This is a genomic window from Acinetobacter sp. YH01005 (genome assembly GCF_013420465.1).
Lineage (GTDB): Bacteria > Pseudomonadota > Gammaproteobacteria > Pseudomonadales > Moraxellaceae > Acinetobacter > Acinetobacter amyesii.
Window position 1 is genome coordinate 36816 of the sequence record NZ_VOYA01000002.1, and the last position, 18309, is coordinate 55124.

The 18309-nt window shown below is 41.0% G+C and carries 21 protein-coding genes, 4 tRNA genes and 1 riboswitch; of the genes, 19 read left to right on the forward strand and 6 right to left on the reverse strand.

What is annotated here, in order from left to right; translation table 11 throughout:
* The first annotated feature begins 54 nt into the window (after positions 1 to 54).
* The 11 genes from FTT72_RS01340 (at position 55) to panD (ending at position 6196) form a co-directional block, all read left to right on the forward strand.
* Entirely contained in the window at positions 55 to 1767 is a 1713-nt protein-coding gene (locus FTT72_RS01340; RefSeq protein ID WP_180177743.1) for a hypothetical protein, read from the forward strand.
* 9 nt (positions 1768 to 1776) lie between these two features.
* Positions 1777 to 2355, forward strand: a complete 579-nt coding sequence (lolB, locus tag FTT72_RS01345; protein ID WP_078191359.1) for a lipoprotein insertase outer membrane protein LolB — start codon at positions 1777 to 1779, stop codon at positions 2353 to 2355.
* A 28-nt stretch (positions 2356 to 2383) separates the two neighbouring features.
* Positions 2384 to 3223, forward strand: coding sequence for a 4-(cytidine 5'-diphospho)-2-C-methyl-D-erythritol kinase (ispE, locus tag FTT72_RS01350; protein ID WP_111885317.1), 840 nt, complete (start codon positions 2384 to 2386; stop codon positions 3221 to 3223).
* A 3-nt stretch (positions 3224 to 3226) separates the two neighbouring features.
* Positions 3227 to 3301: transfer RNA gene (locus FTT72_RS01355), tRNA-Gln, on the forward strand.
* Between the two features lie 38 nt (positions 3302 to 3339).
* Positions 3340 to 3414: transfer RNA gene (locus tag FTT72_RS01360), tRNA-Gln, on the forward strand.
* A gap of 28 nt (positions 3415 to 3442) precedes the next feature.
* Positions 3443 to 3517: transfer RNA gene (locus FTT72_RS01365), tRNA-Gln, on the forward strand.
* 91 nt (positions 3518 to 3608) lie between these two features.
* Positions 3609 to 3683: transfer RNA gene (locus tag FTT72_RS01370), tRNA-Gln, on the forward strand.
* 37 nt (positions 3684 to 3720) lie between these two features.
* Positions 3721 to 4674, forward strand: a complete 954-nt coding sequence (locus FTT72_RS01375; RefSeq protein WP_078191360.1) for a ribose-phosphate pyrophosphokinase — start codon at positions 3721 to 3723, stop codon at positions 4672 to 4674.
* Positions 4675 to 4772: 98 nt separating this feature from the next.
* The gene (gene rplY, locus FTT72_RS01380) at positions 4773 to 5069 is read left to right on the forward strand and encodes a 50S ribosomal protein L25 (protein WP_078192179.1); all 297 of its coding nucleotides are present in this window, start codon (positions 4773 to 4775) and stop codon (positions 5067 to 5069) included.
* A gap of 20 nt (positions 5070 to 5089) precedes the next feature.
* A complete protein-coding gene (gene pth, locus FTT72_RS01385; protein WP_168378106.1) occupies positions 5090 to 5665 on the forward strand; it encodes an aminoacyl-tRNA hydrolase in 576 nt (191 codons plus the stop codon).
* A 150-nt stretch (positions 5666 to 5815) separates the two neighbouring features.
* Positions 5816 to 6196: an aspartate 1-decarboxylase gene (gene panD / locus FTT72_RS01390; protein ID WP_078192181.1), complete on the forward strand. Its 381-nt coding sequence runs from the start codon at positions 5816 to 5818 to the stop codon at positions 6194 to 6196.
* A gap of 135 nt (positions 6197 to 6331) precedes the next feature.
* On the opposite strand, the gene FTT72_RS01395 is transcribed toward panD, so the two are convergent.
* Both FTT72_RS01395 and FTT72_RS01400 read right to left on the reverse strand, forming a co-directional pair.
* Positions 6332 to 6943 (reverse strand): GDYXXLXY domain-containing protein, encoded by a 612-nt coding sequence (locus FTT72_RS01395; RefSeq protein WP_180089154.1) that lies wholly within the window; start codon positions 6941 to 6943, stop codon positions 6332 to 6334.
* Entirely contained in the window at positions 6943 to 8784 is a 1842-nt protein-coding gene (locus FTT72_RS01400) for a DUF2157 domain-containing protein (RefSeq protein ID WP_180177744.1), read from the reverse strand. The genes FTT72_RS01395 and FTT72_RS01400 overlap by 1 nt, the downstream gene beginning before the upstream one ends.
* A gap of 170 nt (positions 8785 to 8954) precedes the next feature.
* Positions 8955 to 9108, forward strand: a riboswitch (FMN riboswitch).
* Between the two features lie 103 nt (positions 9109 to 9211).
* Here FTT72_RS01400 and ribB point away from each other — a divergent pair.
* The gene (ribB, locus tag FTT72_RS01405) at positions 9212 to 9871 is read left to right on the forward strand and encodes a 3,4-dihydroxy-2-butanone-4-phosphate synthase (RefSeq protein ID WP_180144792.1); all 660 of its coding nucleotides are present in this window, start codon (positions 9212 to 9214) and stop codon (positions 9869 to 9871) included.
* Positions 9872 to 9959: 88 nt separating this feature from the next.
* Here ribB and FTT72_RS01410 read toward each other — a convergent pair whose 3' ends face one another.
* Positions 9960 to 10571 (reverse strand): LysE family translocator, encoded by a 612-nt coding sequence (locus FTT72_RS01410; protein ID WP_180177745.1) that lies wholly within the window; start codon positions 10569 to 10571, stop codon positions 9960 to 9962.
* 63 nt (positions 10572 to 10634) lie between these two features.
* Complete coding sequence (locus tag FTT72_RS01415; RefSeq protein WP_168378110.1) at positions 10635 to 11123, reverse strand: DUF1289 domain-containing protein; 489 nt, start codon at positions 11121 to 11123, stop codon at positions 10635 to 10637.
* 188 nt (positions 11124 to 11311) lie between these two features.
* Between FTT72_RS01415 and FTT72_RS01420 the strand changes: the two genes are divergently transcribed.
* From FTT72_RS01420 to FTT72_RS01440, 5 genes are all read left to right on the forward strand, one after another.
* On the forward strand, positions 11312 to 12244 hold the full coding sequence (locus FTT72_RS01420) for a rhodanese-related sulfurtransferase (RefSeq protein ID WP_180011542.1): 933 nt from the start codon (positions 11312 to 11314) through the stop codon (positions 12242 to 12244).
* 194 nt (positions 12245 to 12438) lie between these two features.
* Positions 12439 to 12735 (forward strand): hypothetical protein, encoded by a 297-nt coding sequence (locus tag FTT72_RS01425; protein WP_180011540.1) that lies wholly within the window; start codon positions 12439 to 12441, stop codon positions 12733 to 12735.
* Between the two features lie 366 nt (positions 12736 to 13101).
* Positions 13102 to 13713, forward strand: coding sequence for a DedA family protein (locus FTT72_RS01430; protein ID WP_111885305.1), 612 nt, complete (start codon positions 13102 to 13104; stop codon positions 13711 to 13713).
* A gap of 20 nt (positions 13714 to 13733) precedes the next feature.
* Complete coding sequence (locus FTT72_RS01435; RefSeq protein WP_180021958.1) at positions 13734 to 14144, forward strand: ABZJ_00895 family protein; 411 nt, start codon at positions 13734 to 13736, stop codon at positions 14142 to 14144.
* Between the two features lie 123 nt (positions 14145 to 14267).
* The gene (locus tag FTT72_RS01440; protein ID WP_078192190.1) at positions 14268 to 14684 is read left to right on the forward strand and encodes an ABZJ_00895 family protein; all 417 of its coding nucleotides are present in this window, start codon (positions 14268 to 14270) and stop codon (positions 14682 to 14684) included.
* 80 nt (positions 14685 to 14764) lie between these two features.
* Here the strand turns inward: FTT72_RS01440 and FTT72_RS01445 are convergent, their stop codons facing one another.
* Positions 14765 to 15289 carry a YecA family protein gene (locus FTT72_RS01445; RefSeq protein WP_078191372.1) on the reverse strand — a complete coding sequence of 175 codons (525 nt, stop codon included), beginning with the start codon at positions 15287 to 15289 and terminating at the stop codon, positions 14765 to 14767.
* A gap of 67 nt (positions 15290 to 15356) precedes the next feature.
* The gene (locus FTT72_RS01450; protein WP_078191373.1) at positions 15357 to 15566 is read right to left on the reverse strand and encodes a PA3496 family putative envelope integrity protein; all 210 of its coding nucleotides are present in this window, start codon (positions 15564 to 15566) and stop codon (positions 15357 to 15359) included.
* 399 nt (positions 15567 to 15965) lie between these two features.
* Between FTT72_RS01450 and rpoD the strand changes: the two genes are divergently transcribed.
* Both rpoD and FTT72_RS01460 read left to right on the forward strand, forming a co-directional pair.
* Entirely contained in the window at positions 15966 to 17855 is a 1890-nt protein-coding gene (rpoD, locus tag FTT72_RS01455) for an RNA polymerase sigma factor RpoD (protein ID WP_078192191.1), read from the forward strand.
* 127 nt (positions 17856 to 17982) lie between these two features.
* On the forward strand, positions 17983 to 18270 hold the full coding sequence (locus FTT72_RS01460) for a YbeD family protein (RefSeq protein WP_078191448.1): 288 nt from the start codon (positions 17983 to 17985) through the stop codon (positions 18268 to 18270).
* Positions 18271 to 18309: the final 39 nt, after the last annotated feature.

An 18309-nucleotide genomic window follows, 5' to 3' on the forward strand; every position in this document is an offset into this window, starting at 1 on the left:
TATGCTATTGTGCAACATCGATGTCATAAAAAGCATTACTTGGATCAAGAAAAATTGCGTCTAACAAATAGCCGACTGAACGGCCAGACAATAAAGCAGTATTCTACCACATTCTTACTTGTCGGTAGCATGGCTTCTACTGCCCCAATTCGGGCCGTGGGAGAAGTTTACCATGCAAATTCAGGATATGATGCAATTAAACAAAGTATGATTGCGGAATTTGCCTTAGCTTATAACGACATCCCAACCGCGCTTCATAATTACACCGTGCTTGCAATCAAAAGTAAATCCACCATGGTCAAACAACGTGCTTTAAACGTTGCAATTGAGCAAAATGATCTACAAGCAGCTTTAGACATTGCCACACATTGGGTCGTCCAAGAACCTGAAGATGTCCCGGCATTATTTTATTTATCACATATTGCCCTGAAAGCCCATGAATATGAGCTTGCCGCCGAAACACTTGATAAAATTTTAACCATTGACCCGAATGCAGATTTAGAACAAATTTTGGCGGGTATTTCCCCTGAGTCAGAGGAAGATCGTGCTTATCTGATCCAAGCACTGACCGCCAGCAAAGAAAAAACCAATCCCTCTATTTTGGTCTTAGTCGCAGGTTTACAAGCTCAAAATGGTGCCTTTGCTGATGCCTTAGACACAATTAATTTAGCACTAAAAAAACGCCCGAAAGTGACTGGCTATATCTTAATGAAAGCCAATTTACTTATGTCGTTAGGTGATGAAGAAGAAACCTTAAAATGGTTCGAAAAATCCAGCCGTAAACACCGCAACAATATGGAAGTTCGCTTAGCCGAAGCAAAATATTTAATTAAAATCAATCAGTCAGAATTAGGTCTAGAAAAACTCGAAGATATTCTAAAGAAGTGGCCATCTGCTGAAGAACCGCTATTTATGGCAGGTTTGACCAGTATTGACTTAGAGCTTTATGAAAAAGCCGAAAAGTATTTGGTGGAGTTACGCTATTCGAGCAAATATCAAAATGAGGCGTATTACTATCTCGCGGTAAATGCTGAACGCAAACAACATTATGAAACAGCGAAAGCCTATTATCGCCTTGTAGATGGTAGTCTTTATACGGTTTCACGTCGCAATATGATCAGCATTTTTAGCCAGCAAAATAAGCTGCATGATGCACTGCGCTTTTTAACCCAAGAGCGGGTTAATTATCCTCAACATGCCAGTTTTTTATATCTTGCTCAGGCAGATATTTTAAAACGCATGAACAATAAAAAAGCAGCAGTCCGTTTACTTGATGAAGCGGTAAAAAACTTACCTGAAGATCCAGAGCTCATTTATGCCGAAGTTCTATTGCTCGACGCCCATCAAGATAAAGATAGACTCGACCAATTACTAAAACAATTACTTGAAATTGAACCCAATAGCCCGACTTATTTAAATGCATATGCCTATACTTTGGCGGTACAAAATAGACGCTTAGATGAAGCCCGAAAGTACGTCGAACATGCCTTAGAATATGCTCCTGAGCAAGCCTCAATTTTAGATACGTTCGGTTATATTTGCTATTTGCAAAATGATTTTAGTACCTCTGCATCGGTTTTGGCCAAAGCGTATGAACTGAGTAATAGCTTAAAAATTGGCATTCGCTATGCACGATCCGTCTTCATGCAAGGTGATATGAATAAATTTGACGCGTTGTTACAACAACTCCAACAAAAACATCCGAATGATCCGCAATTAGAGCAACTACATTCGTTATTGTTACCCCAACCCCTGAAAAAGAGTTAAAAAGAATTTATGCAAGTATCTTCAAAATTTGGGGTATCTGCCCTGACCTGCTGCGCTTTATTTTTTACCGGTTGTCAGCAATACGTTAAAACACCCGCTCAACCGAGCCCTGAAGAAGTCGCTGCAAATCAATTCAACTTACAAGGTAAGATTGGTGTGCGCACGCCACAACAGTCAGGAAGTGCTTTTTTTACTTGGGTTCAAGACCGCAATGAATATGACATCGAACTGAGTGGCATCTTGGGTGTTGGAAAAACTCAAATCAGCGGTAAACCCGGTCAAGTTCAGTTAAACAGTGCAAAAACCGGTTTAATTGAAGCAGAAACACCTGAAGAATTACTGGAACGTGCTACTGGTTGGCAAGCTCCCATTACCCACCTCGTCGACTGGGTACAGGCGCGCCCTGCAACCACACAAGCAAAAATTCAACGCGATACTGCACAGCGCCCACAACAGATTATTGAAGATGGTTGGACGGTTGACCTAAGCTATAACGAGACTGCGACGGTACCGAACAAGTTAATTTTAAAACAAGCACTTGAATCCGGTCAGGAAAACCGTATTACAATGGTGATTCAAAATCGTTAATTTGCCTAAAAGCTGAGCTATGACTTCTGTGATTCGTGTACCTTCTCCTGCAAAACTCAATTTGTTTTTGCACATTACTGGCCGACGTCCTAATGGATATCACGAATTGCAGACGATTTTTCAGCTCATCGATTTATCTGATTGGATGGAATTTCACCCACTTGCAAATTCTGCTGATGAATATTTTATTCAAATTGAGGGCTTAAACAGCGTCAATCTAGAGCAAAATTTAATTTATCGTGCTGCTCAAATACTCAAACCGTTTGCTAAAGCACTGACTGCACAAAAAATCCACATTGAAAAAAATATTCCCATGGGTGCAGGGCTCGGTGGTGGTTCATCCAATGCAGCCACCACCCTAATCGTGCTCAATCAACTGTGGAAATGTGGTCTAAATACCGAACAACTTGCAGAACTCGGCTTACAACTTGGGGCAGATGTTCCCGTGTTTGTACATGGTCTAAATGCATGGGCAGAAGGCATCGGTGAACACTTAACATTCATAGATTTAGCTCAAAAACAGTACATTGTGTTAAAACCTGACTGTTTTATCAGCACTCAACTGCTTTTTTCACAAAAAACGTTGACAAGAGACTCAAAGCCCACTAAATTTTGCGGCTATCAGGAAACGCCATCTGATTTTGGAAATAACTTTGAGCCTGTGGCACGAAGCTTATATCCCGAAGTCGATGAAGCAATGCGGTACTTAGATCAGTTCGGTACAGCAAAGCTTACAGGTACAGGTGCTTGTGTATTTACTGAAGTAACTGAAAATATGAATATTGATGACATATTGAAAAATGCACCATGTAAATCTTACTTGGTTCGCAGTTTACAAGAATCACCATTACGTCATTTTGAAGTTTGATATAGGGGCGTCGCCAAGTGGTAAGGCACCGGGTTTTGATCTCGGCATCCGTTGGTTCGAATCCAGCCGCCCCTGCCATCATTTTTTACCTGTAGATGTAATTGCTGTAAAGTATTAGGGGCGTCGCCAAGTGGTAAGGCACCGGGTTTTGATCTCGGCATCCGTTGGTTCGAATCCAGCCGCCCCTGCCATTTACTTTATTCGCTATTTCATCAATTTAGGGGCGTCGCCAAGTGGTAAGGCACCGGGTTTTGATCTCGGCATCCGTTGGTTCGAATCCAGCCGCCCCTGCCATTTACTTCAAAAAAGACAGAGCATAATTTGCAGTATCTTTGTTGTTTCAACTTGACAAAATACCGCAAAAATATTAAAGTTCTGCCGCATTAGGGGCGTCGCCAAGTGGTAAGGCACCGGGTTTTGATCTCGGCATCCGTTGGTTCGAATCCAGCCGCCCCTGCCATCTAATTCTCCAATTTGCCAACCGCCAAGGGTGCTTCATGCCCAATCTTGTCGTTTTTAGTGGATCTGCACATCCACAATTCGCCCAAAAAGTCGTTAGCCACCTTCACATCCCTCTAGGTGCTGCATCTGTAGGTCAATTTTCTGACGGTGAAATCGCTGTCGAAATTACTGAAAATGTTCGTGGTAAAGACGTATTCATCGTACAACCAACTTGTGCCCCAACTAACGATAACCTTATGGAAATCTTAGTTATGGCTGATGCTTTGCGTCGTGCAAGTGCTGGTCGTATCACTGCTGTCATTCCTTACTTTGGTTATGCTCGTCAAGACCGTCGTCCACGTTCAAGCCGTGTGCCAATTACAGCAAAAGTTGTTGCAGATATGCTCACAACTGTTGGTATTGACCGCGTTGTCATGATCGACCTTCATGCTGACCAAATCCAAGGTTTCTTCGATATTCCTGTAGACAACATTTACGGTACTCCTGCGCTTTTAGCAGATCTTCGTCAACAGTCACACGACAACTTAATGGTTGTTTCTCCTGACGTTGGTGGTGTAGTACGTGCGCGTGCTGTAGCTAAGCAAATGGGTGATATCGATCTTGCGATCATCGACAAACGCCGTCAAAAAGCGAATGAATCTCAAGTAATGCACTTGATCGGTGACGTTAAAGGCCGTGACTGTGTCATCGTTGATGATATGGTGGATACAGCAGGTACATTGTGTAAAGCTGCTGACGCACTAAAAACTTTTGGTGCTCGCAAAGTTGTTGCTTACGCAACTCACCCTGTACTTTCTGGTAAAGCTTTAGAAAACTTGAAAAACTCTGTGATTGACGAATTGGTTGTAACAGACACTATTCCGCTTTCAGAAGAAGCTCAAGCTCTTGGTAAGATTCGCCAAGTTTCAGTTGCAAGTATGGTTGCTGAAACAATTCGTCGTATTAACAACGAAGAATCTATTAGCGCAATGTTCGATTCTTATCTATAATATAGCGCTAAATTTAAAAGCCCTGCCTTTTGGTGGGGCTTTCTATCACTAGACTGGTCGAAGGTCTAGTCAATTAAACTTAAATAGGAATGTCTATCATGGCAAACTTCGTATTAAATGCAGTAGCACGTGAAGAAGCAGTACAAGGGAAAGGTTCGAGCCGCCGCCTTCGTCTTCAAAATAAAGTACCAGCAATCATCTACGGTGGTGCAGCTGAACCTGTAGCAGTTACTTTGGAACTTCGCGAACTTGTTAAAGCTTTAGAAAACAACGCATTCTTTGAAGAAGTTGTTGAAATCAACATCGACGGTAAAGCTGAAAGCGTTAAAATCCAAGCTTTACAACGTCACCCAGCTAAAAACACTCCTATGCACGCTGACTTCAAACGCGCATAAGTGTTAAATGGTGTAAATGAGTGAGTAAACTTTCACTGATTGTTGGTTTGGGTAACCCTGGTTCTGAGTATGCCCAAACCCGCCATAATGCAGGCTTCTGGTTTGTAGAACGCCTTGCAGAACAATATGGCATCCAACTCAAAGCTGATCCTAAATATAAAGGCATCAGTGGTCGTGGTAATATCGAAGGTCAAGACGTTCGTCTGCTGTTACCTACAACCTTTATGAACCTCTCTGGTCAAAGTGTTGTTCCCTTCGCTAAATTCTATCAAATTGCTCCCGAAGCAATGCTTATCGCACACGATGAACTTGATATGAACCCTGGTGTCATTCGCCTGAAAACTGGCGGTGGTCATGGTGGTCATAATGGTTTACGCGATATCGTCCCGCATATTGGTCCAAATTTCCATCGTTTACGTATTGGTATTGGTCATCCTGGTTCTAAAGAACGTGTCTCAGGCCATGTCTTAGGTAAAGCACCAAGTAGTGAACAAGGCTTAATGGATGATGCTATTGCACATGCCTTATCACGTACTAAATTGTTGGTAAGTGGTGAGATTCAGCAAGCCATGAACCAAATCAACGCTTACAAATAGAACTGACAATTCCACAAATTGTTGAACAATACTTATTGCCATCTGAATGATTTCAGAGCAAAATGCGCTTGCATTTGACTGCTCACCCAGCATTCAAGAGATTGTTCCACCATAAGATACGATCTTAGGTCTACCAAGGAGACGCTAGCCATGCTATCTCGTTTATTAAAAGCTAAAATCCACCGTTGCGTCGTTACACAAGCAGAATTACATTATGAAGGTTCTTGTGCAATTGACGGTATTCTTCTAGATTTAGCCGGTATCCGTGAATATGAAGAAATTCATATGTGGAACGTGACTAATGGTAAGCGTTTTACCACTTATGCCATTCGTGGTGAAGAAGGTTCTGGCATTATCTCTGTAAATGGCGGTGCTGCTCACCAAGCAGATATTGGCGACTTGATGATTATCGCAACTTTTGGCGATTTCACAGAAGCTGAAGCAAATGCACATAAGCCACGTTTAGTCTACGCGAACCCAAACAACACTGTGAACCACACAGCGAACTGTATTCCAGTTCAAGTTGCATAAGTTAAAGCATTTAAAGATTCTAAAAAGCCCGCAATTTTGCGGGCTTTTTTATGGCTGAAATATGCATTATTGATTACGAAAATTCAGTATTAGACGCATATCACTACATACAACTCAACAGCTCAATTTATTTGTCTACCCTGCTCTCGGGCCCTTCCACCATGCTTGATTTTGTTTACAATCAAAGGGCTGTAAATGCTCTCCGACCAACCCCACCAACAAAGGCTGACCATTTTCTTGTACCTTTAGCTCTGCATATTGCGCATCGCGATAGCACGCTTCCAAGCCTTCAGCAAATAAAAAACTGCTCGCAGCGGGATATAAACCCTCAAATCTATCGTCAGGATTTTTGAGCACCAGTTTTGTGGATGAGCTTGGATACTGCGCTAGTAACTCTGGGTTGAAACTGGTTCGAATCACTCTACGCTGTGCATCAAGCTGCGCATAACTCACAATACTTTTTTGATCGGCAAAATAGTCACGGTGTACATTTTCTTCTTTGTTCGCTTTGGCAGCCTGCCCATTGGCAGATTGCTCTACAGAAGGTAGACCACCAAAATAGAGCTGATAATTCAAGGCCATATAATCCCCTTGAATCAAAGAGCGCGGATCGACGGGTTGCAGCTTCACATAAATACTCTGACTGTTTGCCAGATGCCATTCATGACGTGCAATCATCAATACAAATAAAAGAATACTGAGTACAGCTAAACCAATAGGAAGCATTTTTTTATTGAGTATGTTCATCATGCTCCTCCCACTTGTTTAAGCTGTTTCGCAGATAACATCTTGGTGATGCCAAGCAGCAAAAGACCAGAGATCAAAATCGTTAAACTTTTCAATAAAAAACTCAGACCCAAATTGTAGTACAGCATCCATAAGCTAAAAATGATCAACACGATGCAAAGGGCTTTAACCAAAGATTGCTGATAGACCTGCGCCCATGCCAATAAAACCAATAACAAGAAAATTCCAAAATAGCCCATCGCAATCAGCACAAGGCCCAATAGCAGTAACGGCCATTTTTCGCTCCCCACCTGTTTTTGCTGATTTGCGATGTAAAGACCAAGCCAAACTACAGGCAGTAGATAACAGACAAATAGGTCAAGAATGCCATGTTGGGTCTGTTCAAACTGTAGAACGTTATTTGACAGCGTCTGCAACACCACAACCGTCAATACGATGCATAACATCCATAACACAATGCTTTTTCGATACATCGTGTGCAACCAAGCTGTTGCACTCCCGAGCAAGAAAATCAGTAGAATATAATTCAATCCAATCACAGCTAAGATGACATGTTCATCGCTCATAAAAAGATCGGCATCAAATAGTGTGGCCACTGCAAGGCCGTATCCTGCAATGAGTTGAATAAAAACAATAAACCAATGCATTCGACTAAACAAACAGAGCAAGATAACGCCAATTTGCAACACTAAAATAAACGAAATGCTATTGGTCAAGCTCTCTGTATGAATGAAGACCGCAGATTGGCCACATACCCATAAGCAGTAAGCAAATTGGCGACTAAAGATACTTTTAGCTCGTCGAATCAACCACCAAGCCACAGCTACAAAAACTAAGCCCATGACGATCGAAAACGCCTTCCAATAGGTCAGCAATAAGCTCGATAAAATAATGCCTGCCAACCATGCCCCAATCGCTAAAGGAATAACCGCAAATTTAGTCTGTGGCAGAAATTTCATCAGTGCCCAACTGATCACCGCAAACCAAGCAAATATCAGCAAAGCAAAAACCAGCAATCCTGCAATCGAATCAGATAAAATATGTTCTGCCCATTGGAAAATCAAAATACTGAAACTCGCAGCAAGACCCGCGGCTTGTAAACTGGTTTCTAATGCACGATGTTGTCGATAAAAATAGATAATCAGATAAATTGGAAGCAACGATGCAAAAATTAAATATTGCCATTGATACTGATCTACCCCATTTCCACAGTATAAAAACATGCAATACATCGACATTAGTGTAATGAATGCAATAAATACAAAGCGCAGTGCAGCATAATATTTCAAACACAAGGTCACACATATTGCCGTCAATATATTCATACAAAGTAAATACCACCATGAATGATCAACGATTAAATAGCTTTGTTTAAAATATAAAAATAATGCCAATTGACTGATCAAACACAGTAACGCAAAGACTCCGATATTCGATCGATATAACCAAGGTAAAAGCAGCAAAACCCAAACTAAAAATAACAGATAACTGTCTGCACCTGTTTGATAGACCTGCCCGATCACAGCTAAACTTAATCCGAGCAACAAAGCACTTAAAGCATCTAAGCTTTGCTGAATCCAAGCATGCCTTACAAAATATACACTCGTCACAGCACTCAGTACCAACAGCAACATTGGAATTGCCAATTGAATAAATTTGGGTAACATCAACCAGTTTGCCGCGATCAAATACACGAAACTGGCAGCTATCAGTGCAACACCGATCACTTGCAGATACCGAATGACCTGTACATCTTGGAACAGATCTGTTGAAAACTCTTGATCTAACTGTGAACGATGCAGCTTTATATTCTGCTGCTGAGAATGCTGAGGAGCGGTCATTTTTTATCATTATGCAATCATGGTTGATTTATCGGCACGATAGCATGCTTTGACACACTTTATATAAATGCTTACAAATCCAATCTTATAAATTTACTTATCTAAAATTTTGCAAATGATTCTAAGCAATAATCCCCCATCATCACTCAAACAGGTCTATACTCAAGACACATCGCTTCAGGGCGGGGTGAAATTCCCCACCGGTGGTAAATTTGCTGGGTTGAAAGCCCTGCAAAAAGCCCACGAGCCAATCGTTTAAACGCGATTCGCAGATCAGGTGCAATACCTGAGCCGACGGTATAGTCCGGATGAAAGAAGACGACGTCACATCTCTATATCATTGATCATTTTCAATATATATCGTAACGCCACTATTTCACATGTCCTGAAATGTTCAACCGTATCTAAAATTTACGCGAGCGTTTCAATGTCTAGTTTAATTCAACCCGAAATTTTCTTTTCTGCCCTTCCACCTGCAGAACAGCGCATGCTGCAAGCCTTAGAAGACATTCGTCAAGGCAAGCCTGTTTTAGTCATGGACGATTTTGACCGTGAAAATGAAGCCGACCTGATTGTTGCTGCAGAAACACTGACTGTAGAAACCATGGCACGTATGATTCGTGACGGTTCAGGGATTGTCTGCCTGTGTTTAACCGATGCTCAAGCCAATCATTTAGAACTTCCACCCATGGTATCTGATAACTCTAGCCATTTTAAAACTGCCTTTACCGTAACCATTGAAGCTGCGGAAGGTGTTACTACTGGAGTTTCTGCAAAAGACCGAACAACTACAGTCAAAACCGCAATTAAAGATGGTGCTGTTGCTGCTGACTTAAACCGTCCGGGTCATGTTTTTCCTTTACGTGCGCGTGAAGGCGGCGTATTGACCCGTCGCGGACATACTGAAGGGACTATTGATTTGGCACGTCTGGCCGGTTTAAAACCTGCAGGTGTTTTGTGTGAATTAACCAACCCAGACGGCACAATGGCGAATGGCGTACAAGTTTTAGCGTATGCACAAACCCATCATTTGACTGTACTCACTATTGAAGAGATTGTGCAATATCGTTTACAGCACAATCTCTAGTGCGAATAAGTTAAAGATCTACACGTTCATAAAAAAGGCTGATTGAATCAGCCTTTTTTATTTTTTACTGCACATTTCAAGTTAAGAATTAAACCGTGAATATGCTATAGATGCCATAGATGGCAACCACCACTAAAATCAGCCCACACAGTGCCAACAATTTTTTATACCAGCGTGATTTCGACAATCGATGAAAAGACAAATACACCAAAGACAAGGTCGCGAAATCTAAAACGATCCAACTCAGGGTCAACACAATTAAACTCAGATTAAGATGAGGAGTAATTCCTACAAACTGCGGAAAAAATGACGCGAAGAAAATAATATCCTTAGGATTTGAAATCCCCACAATTAGTCCTTGCTTAAAACCCCCTTGTGCTGCTTTTAACTGCAGAGATTGTGTAGTGGGCTGTATAGTTACTTCTTTTAAAATATCAAATCCAATATAAGCAATATATAAACAACCCAGTATTTTGATGCCATCGAGCCAGTGCGCATTCACATTTAAAATGCCTTTTAAAATACACACCGACAGTACGATCAAAATCAGTGAAGCAAAATTCGTCCCGACAATGGTTTGAAATGCCTTTTTATATCCGCCTTGTAAACCTGAACTTGCGACCAACAGCATGACAGGTCCAGGTGTTGCAATCATTACGATGACGGCCACACAATATAAAAAGTACTCCGAATAATTCACGCTGAGATTCCTTCACTTATTTTTTTTACATCACGATAAATTTCATAAATAAAAAAAGAGGACTTAGTCCTCTTCATCCATGTTTTGTAATAAATGCAAGCGAATGGCATCTGCTCTTAAAAATGCCAAATCATAGCTGGCTGTGGCGAGTGCTAAAACACGACGCTCAAATTCATCCCACAACGGTCGCACCTGTTTGTAATGTATCCCGAGTCCACTTTCATCTGTGAAATGACGGTTTTTTTCGCAGAGCTTGAGTGCGTGATACAGTTTACGGCCTTTGCTTGCATCTGGACGTAAGCGAACTCGCTTAGACAAGACAAAGCCTTCGACATGGATGATATCTGCTTGCGGCAACATCGGTATTAAAATTTGATCTAATTGTGCATCTAAACGACACCAAATGGCCGTGTGTTGCTCTGCTGTATAGGTATTCCATTTTATGACTTCATGGTTAAAGCGGCGGCAACCACGACAGACTGAATCACCAAATACCGTAGAACAACGCCCTGCACATGGGGTTAACGAGGCAATTCGACGATCAGTACTCAAAACCGGCTCCATTCAAGCAATATTTATGGGATAAAAACAACTCGGCATGACTATACACGCTAAAACTACTGAAATGAAGCTATGATCAAATGTGTGGTTAAAAGCCATCGCTTTACTCGCTTATTCATCCAAATCACGGTAGAATGTGCGCCTTAATTTTTATCCTGTTTATTCATTTGGAGTACTCCATGAACGCTACTGTAGAACAGCTTGCACCTGTAGAACAGCAAGCGACCTCTGGTTGGGTTGTTGCCGCACTTTATCAATTCAAAGAAGTTCAAGATCCTGCTGATCTTCAACAACGTCTTTTAGACTTGGTAAAAACCATCAACCTTTGCGGTACTCTAATTGTGGCAGGTGAAGGTATTAACGGTACGGTTGCCGGTGACCGTAAATCTGTAGATATCATCCATCAATTCCTTCTCAATGAAGGCTTCAATGCGATGGAATACAAAGAATCGCATAGCGCGGATAAACCATTCCGTAAAATGAAGATCAAACTGAAAAAAGAAATCGTGACTTTAGGTGTGGAAGTGAAACCACGTGATTTAGTCGGTCACTATCTTGATCCTAAAGAATGGAATGAACTAATTGCACGTGATGACGTAATCCTAATTGATACACGTAACGACTATGAATACAAAGCAGGTACATTTAAGGGTGCGATTGACCCGAAAACTGAGACTTTCCGTGAATTCCCTGAATACGTGAAAAAAGAGCTTGAGCAGCATAAAGATAAGAAAATTGCCATGTTCTGTACAGGCGGTATTCGCTGTGAAAAATCAACCTCACTTTTACTTCAAGAAGGCTTTAATGAGGTTTATCACCTTAAAGGCGGTATCTTAAAATATTTAGAAGAAACCCCTGTTGAAGAAAGCATGTGGGAAGGTGAATGTTTCGTATTTGACGGTCGTACTGCTGTCACTCACGGTATGGAAGAAGGCGAAAATATCAAATGTCACGCATGCGGTTGGCCACTGGCTCCTGCTGAAGTTGAACTTCCGAGCTACGAACACGGCGTATCATGCAAATACTGTATCGACAAAACCACTGAACAGCAAAAAGCAGGCTTCCGTATGCGTCAATCACAAATTGTGGCAGCAAAACGTAAGCGTCTCTAAGCAAAATTTGTTGTAACGATATATAAATAAAAGCCCTATTTTTAGGGCTTTTTTTACGCATTCTCAACAGTGACTTAATTTTTTTGACAAAATAACTATATCTGGTTATTTACGAGAATCAGTTCGCGCATTTATGCTTATTCTGATCAATTGATCCGAGAAAATCATTATAGATAATTGAAAAGGAAAGCATTATGCCAAAATTAATCAACTCTCCTATTGCAACCTCAAGGCGCCTTGCTTTACCCGCTCCACGTGTAAAAGAAAGTGTTGCAGAATTAAAACACCTCCTTAACCAACAGTCGCATATTTTGATAGTCAGTATTGCCACATGCATTGGTGCAATTTTTGCCTTATTTATTGCTTATACCTTGCACTTACAACCCACTCTGCTCAACATTCTTGGACTTTGTGCGATTCCATTTGCTTTATCGCTGAGCTTACGCCAAGTCTATATTCACACCCTGTTAAATATGGAACATGATGATTAATTTGCGCACCTTGCAAAGCTACTTATTGCAACTTTGTCCTACGCTGTTCAGTATATAAAACGATTTTTAAGGCTGCTAAAGCGCCAAAATCAAAAATAAAATCCAAACTGCACAGCGTAAACTCAGTAATATAAAAACCGTACTCTATGCCTATCAATTATTCAGTTTTACTATTACTCAGCATTGCTCAATACCATCACGCATTAATACATTTTCCTTCTAATTCAGCCTACGTGCTACTTAATACAAGATGAACTCAACATTTGTTGTTTTTGCTTAGGTGGTTTCAGGAATATTTAAAACGGAACTTTACCCACTGCGCTTTTCAACATAGGATAAATACACCTTTTCTCTGCCTTAGCTACCATGACTTTAACTGAATGGATCATTTCAATCATGGAACAATTGGGTTATCTCGGTATTGCCCTGCTCATGTTTCTTGACAATGTCTTCCCCCCAATCCCCTCTGAAATCATTATGCCCTCGGCTGGCTATTCTGCCTCCCAAGGTCAACTACTCCTCATTGGTGTCATTATTTCAGGTTGTGTCGGTTCTTTACTGGCGGCTGCATTGCTATATTGGATTGGCTATAAATTTAAGCATGAATCCATCTTTCACTTCGTCGATCGCTATGGAAAGTATTTATTTATCAAATCGGCAGATGTAAAAAAATCTCTAGCATGGTTTGAGCAATACGGTCACCGCATTGTATTTTTCGGACGAATGATTCCAGCTGTGCGTTCTCTCATTAGTATTCCTGCTGGAATGAGCCGCATGCCATTTTGGAAGTTTATGTTTTATAGTGGTTTAGGTACGATTATTTGGACCACTTTTTTAGCTTGTATGGGTTTTTATTTAGGTGAAAATCAGCAGTTAATGCAGCAAATATTTAGTAAAGTTGGCCATGTGATTATTCTGATCACAGTCATCATTATTGCTTGGATTTTGTACCGTCGACATCAACGTCGACCTCGTTAATTTTTTGTTTTGGGGCTTAAATGAAACACTATCTCCTACACTTTGCTGCTGTTTATAGCATCGCCTTGGTGCTTTTGATTACCGTATTAATTTTTGGATTAAATCTTGGTGGTATTACATTAATTCCTACATTGGTGGCATGTGCATTAATCAGCGTTGGGCATTTTGTAAAGAAAGAACAACGTGTGCCTAGCAACCATGAAAAGATCCAACTGGTTTGGGGCTCCAGTGCCGTTGCAATCATCATTGGTAGCTTTTTTGTGCTGTTCTTGGTGCTGATGAATCCCAATGCCGAAAGCATTATGAAGTCTGTGGATAATGCAGGCATTGGGCTAACTGCTGTAATTATGCTCTGCATGGTCGCCATTCATGGCACGATATTTCATATTGCCTACGGTTGGTATGCAGACTACTGCGCTAAAAAATTATAAATTTTTTTAACTTATTCCGTTAGAATTTGAATCAATACCCTTCACTGAAACTTAAAATTGAGTGAAGAAACTTCGGGCAAGCTATACTCGCTCTTTATAAAACGAAAACATGAACATTAAATAATGAAAAAATACATCATCACATTTAGCATTGCTTATGCCCTCGCCATGGTCGCTGTCGCAGCCATAGAGTCTTTCTTTGATTTACCCGGTGGTTCATCCATTACCTGTCTCATCGTGGGCGGTTTTGCTGCGGCATCCAGCTTTGTTAAAGACCATCAGCGAGTGCCAAATAAGTTAGAAAAGCGAACTTTGATTTGGAGCTGTATTTTAGCTTCGGTTCTCATCAGTGTCGTTGCTACAGTCATTTGTCTCTTGATCTTCCCTGAAACCCAAGCCTTTATTCAAATGGCGCTAACGCAATTACCCGCTTGGGTCTGGCTGCTTGCTATCAGCTTTACCTTATTCATCCATTATCTCATGTTGGCTTTATCTTTTGGATGGATGGCAAAGAGCTTCTTAAAAGCCAAACGTAGTTAAGCCTTTAGACTAACTTTGAATTGAAAAGGTATAGCGCTAAAAAAAGCACCCCAAGGTGCTTTTTTTAAATTTCGTCGAAATTAATTTGGTGTGTGATACATCAAATATAATTCGTTCAAATTGGTTGGGATTTCTTCTGCAAGTTCATCCATCAACTGACCATTACGACGGAAAGATTCCATTTGTGGATCTTCTTCATCAATGCCGCTGAACACCATGATTGGCAAAGTTAAATCTACCAATTGTTCTTCAAACTCGTCGGTGAACCATGCATCTTCGTTTAGGAACATGGCATCAACGAAGCCAACACTCCAGTCACCAAGACTTGATTCAACATCGGCTTCTTCAATTTCAAATGGAAATTCAATACCATCTTCATTGGCAAGATTCTGACGAATCGATTCGAGCCATGCTTTTACTTGTGCAATAATTTCAGCAGGTACTTTTTTCTGATTGTTATCAAAAAGTTCGTCTAGCCATTTATCAAAAGCTGGGCCTACTGCAATTGCACATAAAAAACCATGAGTCGCTGCAAAATCTAGACCATGCTCGTTGTCATCGCCGTCTAAATAGTCACTCAAAAGGTCTAAATCTAAAGCACTCATTTCAAATCCAGAGTTAGAAACTTAATGCGTAAGCATAGCATTTTCAAGCGCTATGCTAAATCGCTATTTAGTCTTCTTCGTCATCAAAATCATCGTCATCGTCGATGTCGTAATCAAAATCTTTAAGCTCACGTTCAAGACGGCGCTGAGCCAGAAGGTCATCAATAAGTCGGCGCTTTTCTAACGATTCTTTCGCGCTAGTTTTTGCACTGGCCTCATCGAAATTCACATCATCATCACCGTAGTTATCATCTAGTTCAAAATCTGTAGAAGACACCAAAACTACCTCATAATGAAAAAAATTGAAGGGGTCTAGCCGCTATTTATATGGGATATAAAATATTGTCAAGTTTTATTTGTTTTTTTAACAACTAAACTTTAAAAATAGGGCTTTTTTTCTTACCAAAACCTGTGGCATGATATAATCCACCCTGCGTCCTTCATTTTTATGACAGTCAAAGATGACTCGTAAAATAATCGATGCATGGGATGAACTTGAAAACAACAATTTCAGCCCCACCTAAATTACTGAATTTAAATTTTTAATATCTCATTGGACAGCTTGATGCTGTACCGTCCTAATGGGATAAGCCAGCTATTAACAAGATTTAATGAGACGATCGTGCTAAAATGCACGGTTTTTTACTGCCACAGATTCAACGAAGAGTAAGCAAAGATGAGCGATATGACTTCCCCTACTTCTCAAGTAGCGGCTCTGATTAGCCGAGGCAAAGAGCAAGGTTACCTAACTTTCGCCGAGGTTAACGATCATCTCCCGGACTCAATCACTGAAAGTGAACAGATTGAAGACATCATTCAGATGTTGAATGACGTGGGTATTCCGGTACATGATCGTGCACCAGAAACTGACGATACAATGTTTGAAGGTGGCAGCGAAGCGACTGACGAAGTTGCTGAAGAAGAAGCCGCTGCTGTACTTGCATCTGTTGAAAATGAACCCGGTCGTACCACTGACCCTGTGCGTATGTATATGCGCGAAATGGGTACAGTTGAGCTTTTGACACGTGAAGGCGAAATTAGCATTGCAAAACGCATCGAAGAAGGTATTCGTGATGTTTTACATTCTATTGCTTATTGGCCAAATGCAGTCGAAGTTGTATTGCAAGAATATAAAGATTATGAAGCGGGTGAACGCCGTTTAGCTGATATTCTTTCTGGTTATTTAGATCCAGAATCTGACGAAGCCATCCCAGAAGTGATCGATGAAGATGATTCTGAGATCGATGAAGATGAAGCGTCAACCAACAAGCCAACTAAAGATGTCAAACTTGATGATGACGATGAAGAAGAAGAGTCTGAAGGTGATGATGATTCTGAAGGCGAATCTGGTCCAGATCCTGAAATTGCTAAAGCACGTTTCACTGAGCTTGAACAAGCATGGTTAGTCACTAAAGCTGCAATTGAAAAACATGGTCGTAACAGTAAAGAAGCTGCTGCTGCACTTGAAGCACTTGCAACTGTGTTCATGATGTTCAAATTCACACCACGTTTATTCGACATCATCTCTGATTTGATTCGTAATACCCATGACCAAATCCGTACTTCTGAACGTGAAGTTATGCGCTATGCAGTACGTCGTGGTCGTATGGACCGTACTCAATTCCGTACGTCATTCCCAGGCCAAGAATCTAACTTTGCTTGGTTAGATGAACAAATTGCTAAAGCACCTGCAGAAATGAAAGGCTATCTTGAAAAAGTCCGCCCTGACGTTCTGGCATTCCAACAAAAAATCGCTGACATTGAGAAAGAACTTGGTTTAGATGTTAAAGGCATCAAAGACATTTCTAAACGTATGTCGATTGGTGAAGCGAAAGCTCGCCGTGCGAAAAAGGAAATGGTTGAAGCTAACTTACGTTTGGTAATTTCGATTGCGAAAAAGTACACCAACCGTGGTTTGCAATTCCTCGACTTGATCCAAGAAGGTAACATCGGCTTGATGAAAGCGGTGGATAAATTCGAATATCGTCGTGGTTATAAGTTCTCTACTTATGCAACTTGGTGGATTCGTCAGGCGATTACACGTTCGATTGCCGACCAAGCACGTACTATTCGTATTCCAGTACACATGATCGAAACCATTAACAAGATCAACCGTGTATCTCGCCAACTTCTTCAAGAAATGGGTCGTGAACCGACACCTGAAGAATTAGGTGAACGTCTAGAAATGGACGAAGTGAAAGTTCGTAAAGTGCTTAAAATCGCGAAAGAACCAATTTCAATGGAAACACCAATTGGTGATGACGAAGATTCGCATCTTGGTGACTTCATTGAAGACGGCAACATCACCTCTCCGATTGATGCTGCAACGTCTGAAGGCTTAAAAGAAGCAACACGTGAAGTTCTTGAAAACTTGACTGAACGTGAAGCAAAAGTCTTGAAAATGCGTTTTGGTATCGATATGCCAACCGACCATACTCTGGAAGAAGTGGGTAAACAGTTTGACGTAACACGTGAACGTATTCGTCAGATTGAAGCGAAAGCTTTACGTAAACTTCGCCATCCATCACGTTCAGAGCATTTGCGTTCATTCCTTGAGAATGACTAACCTATAACTAGGACAATGCAGGCTTGAATATGGGGTTTTCCACCCCATATTATGAGCATGTAGCAAATGATTCCAAATACCTGCTCATTGCAGGTATTTTTAAATAATGAGGTGTCCCATGACTGATATGACTAATCGCGCTCCTTCACGTGAATTGCAAGAGCATCTTTGGGTCTTCCCTATGGACTACCCAATTAAATTGATTGGTAATGCTGGTGAAGAACTTCGCCTTGCAGTGAATGAAATTTTTGTTAAACATTTTCCTGATTTTGATGGCAGCAAAATGACTGTGACTCCATCTCGTACAGGTAAATATCATTCAATTACTGCTCAATTACGTTTCGAAGAGTTAGAACAAGTACATGCGGTCTATGCGGATTTAGCAGCTTGTAAACACATTCGTACCGCGCTGTAATTCTGTTGATTTAAATAAAAAAGCACGCTTTAGGGCGTG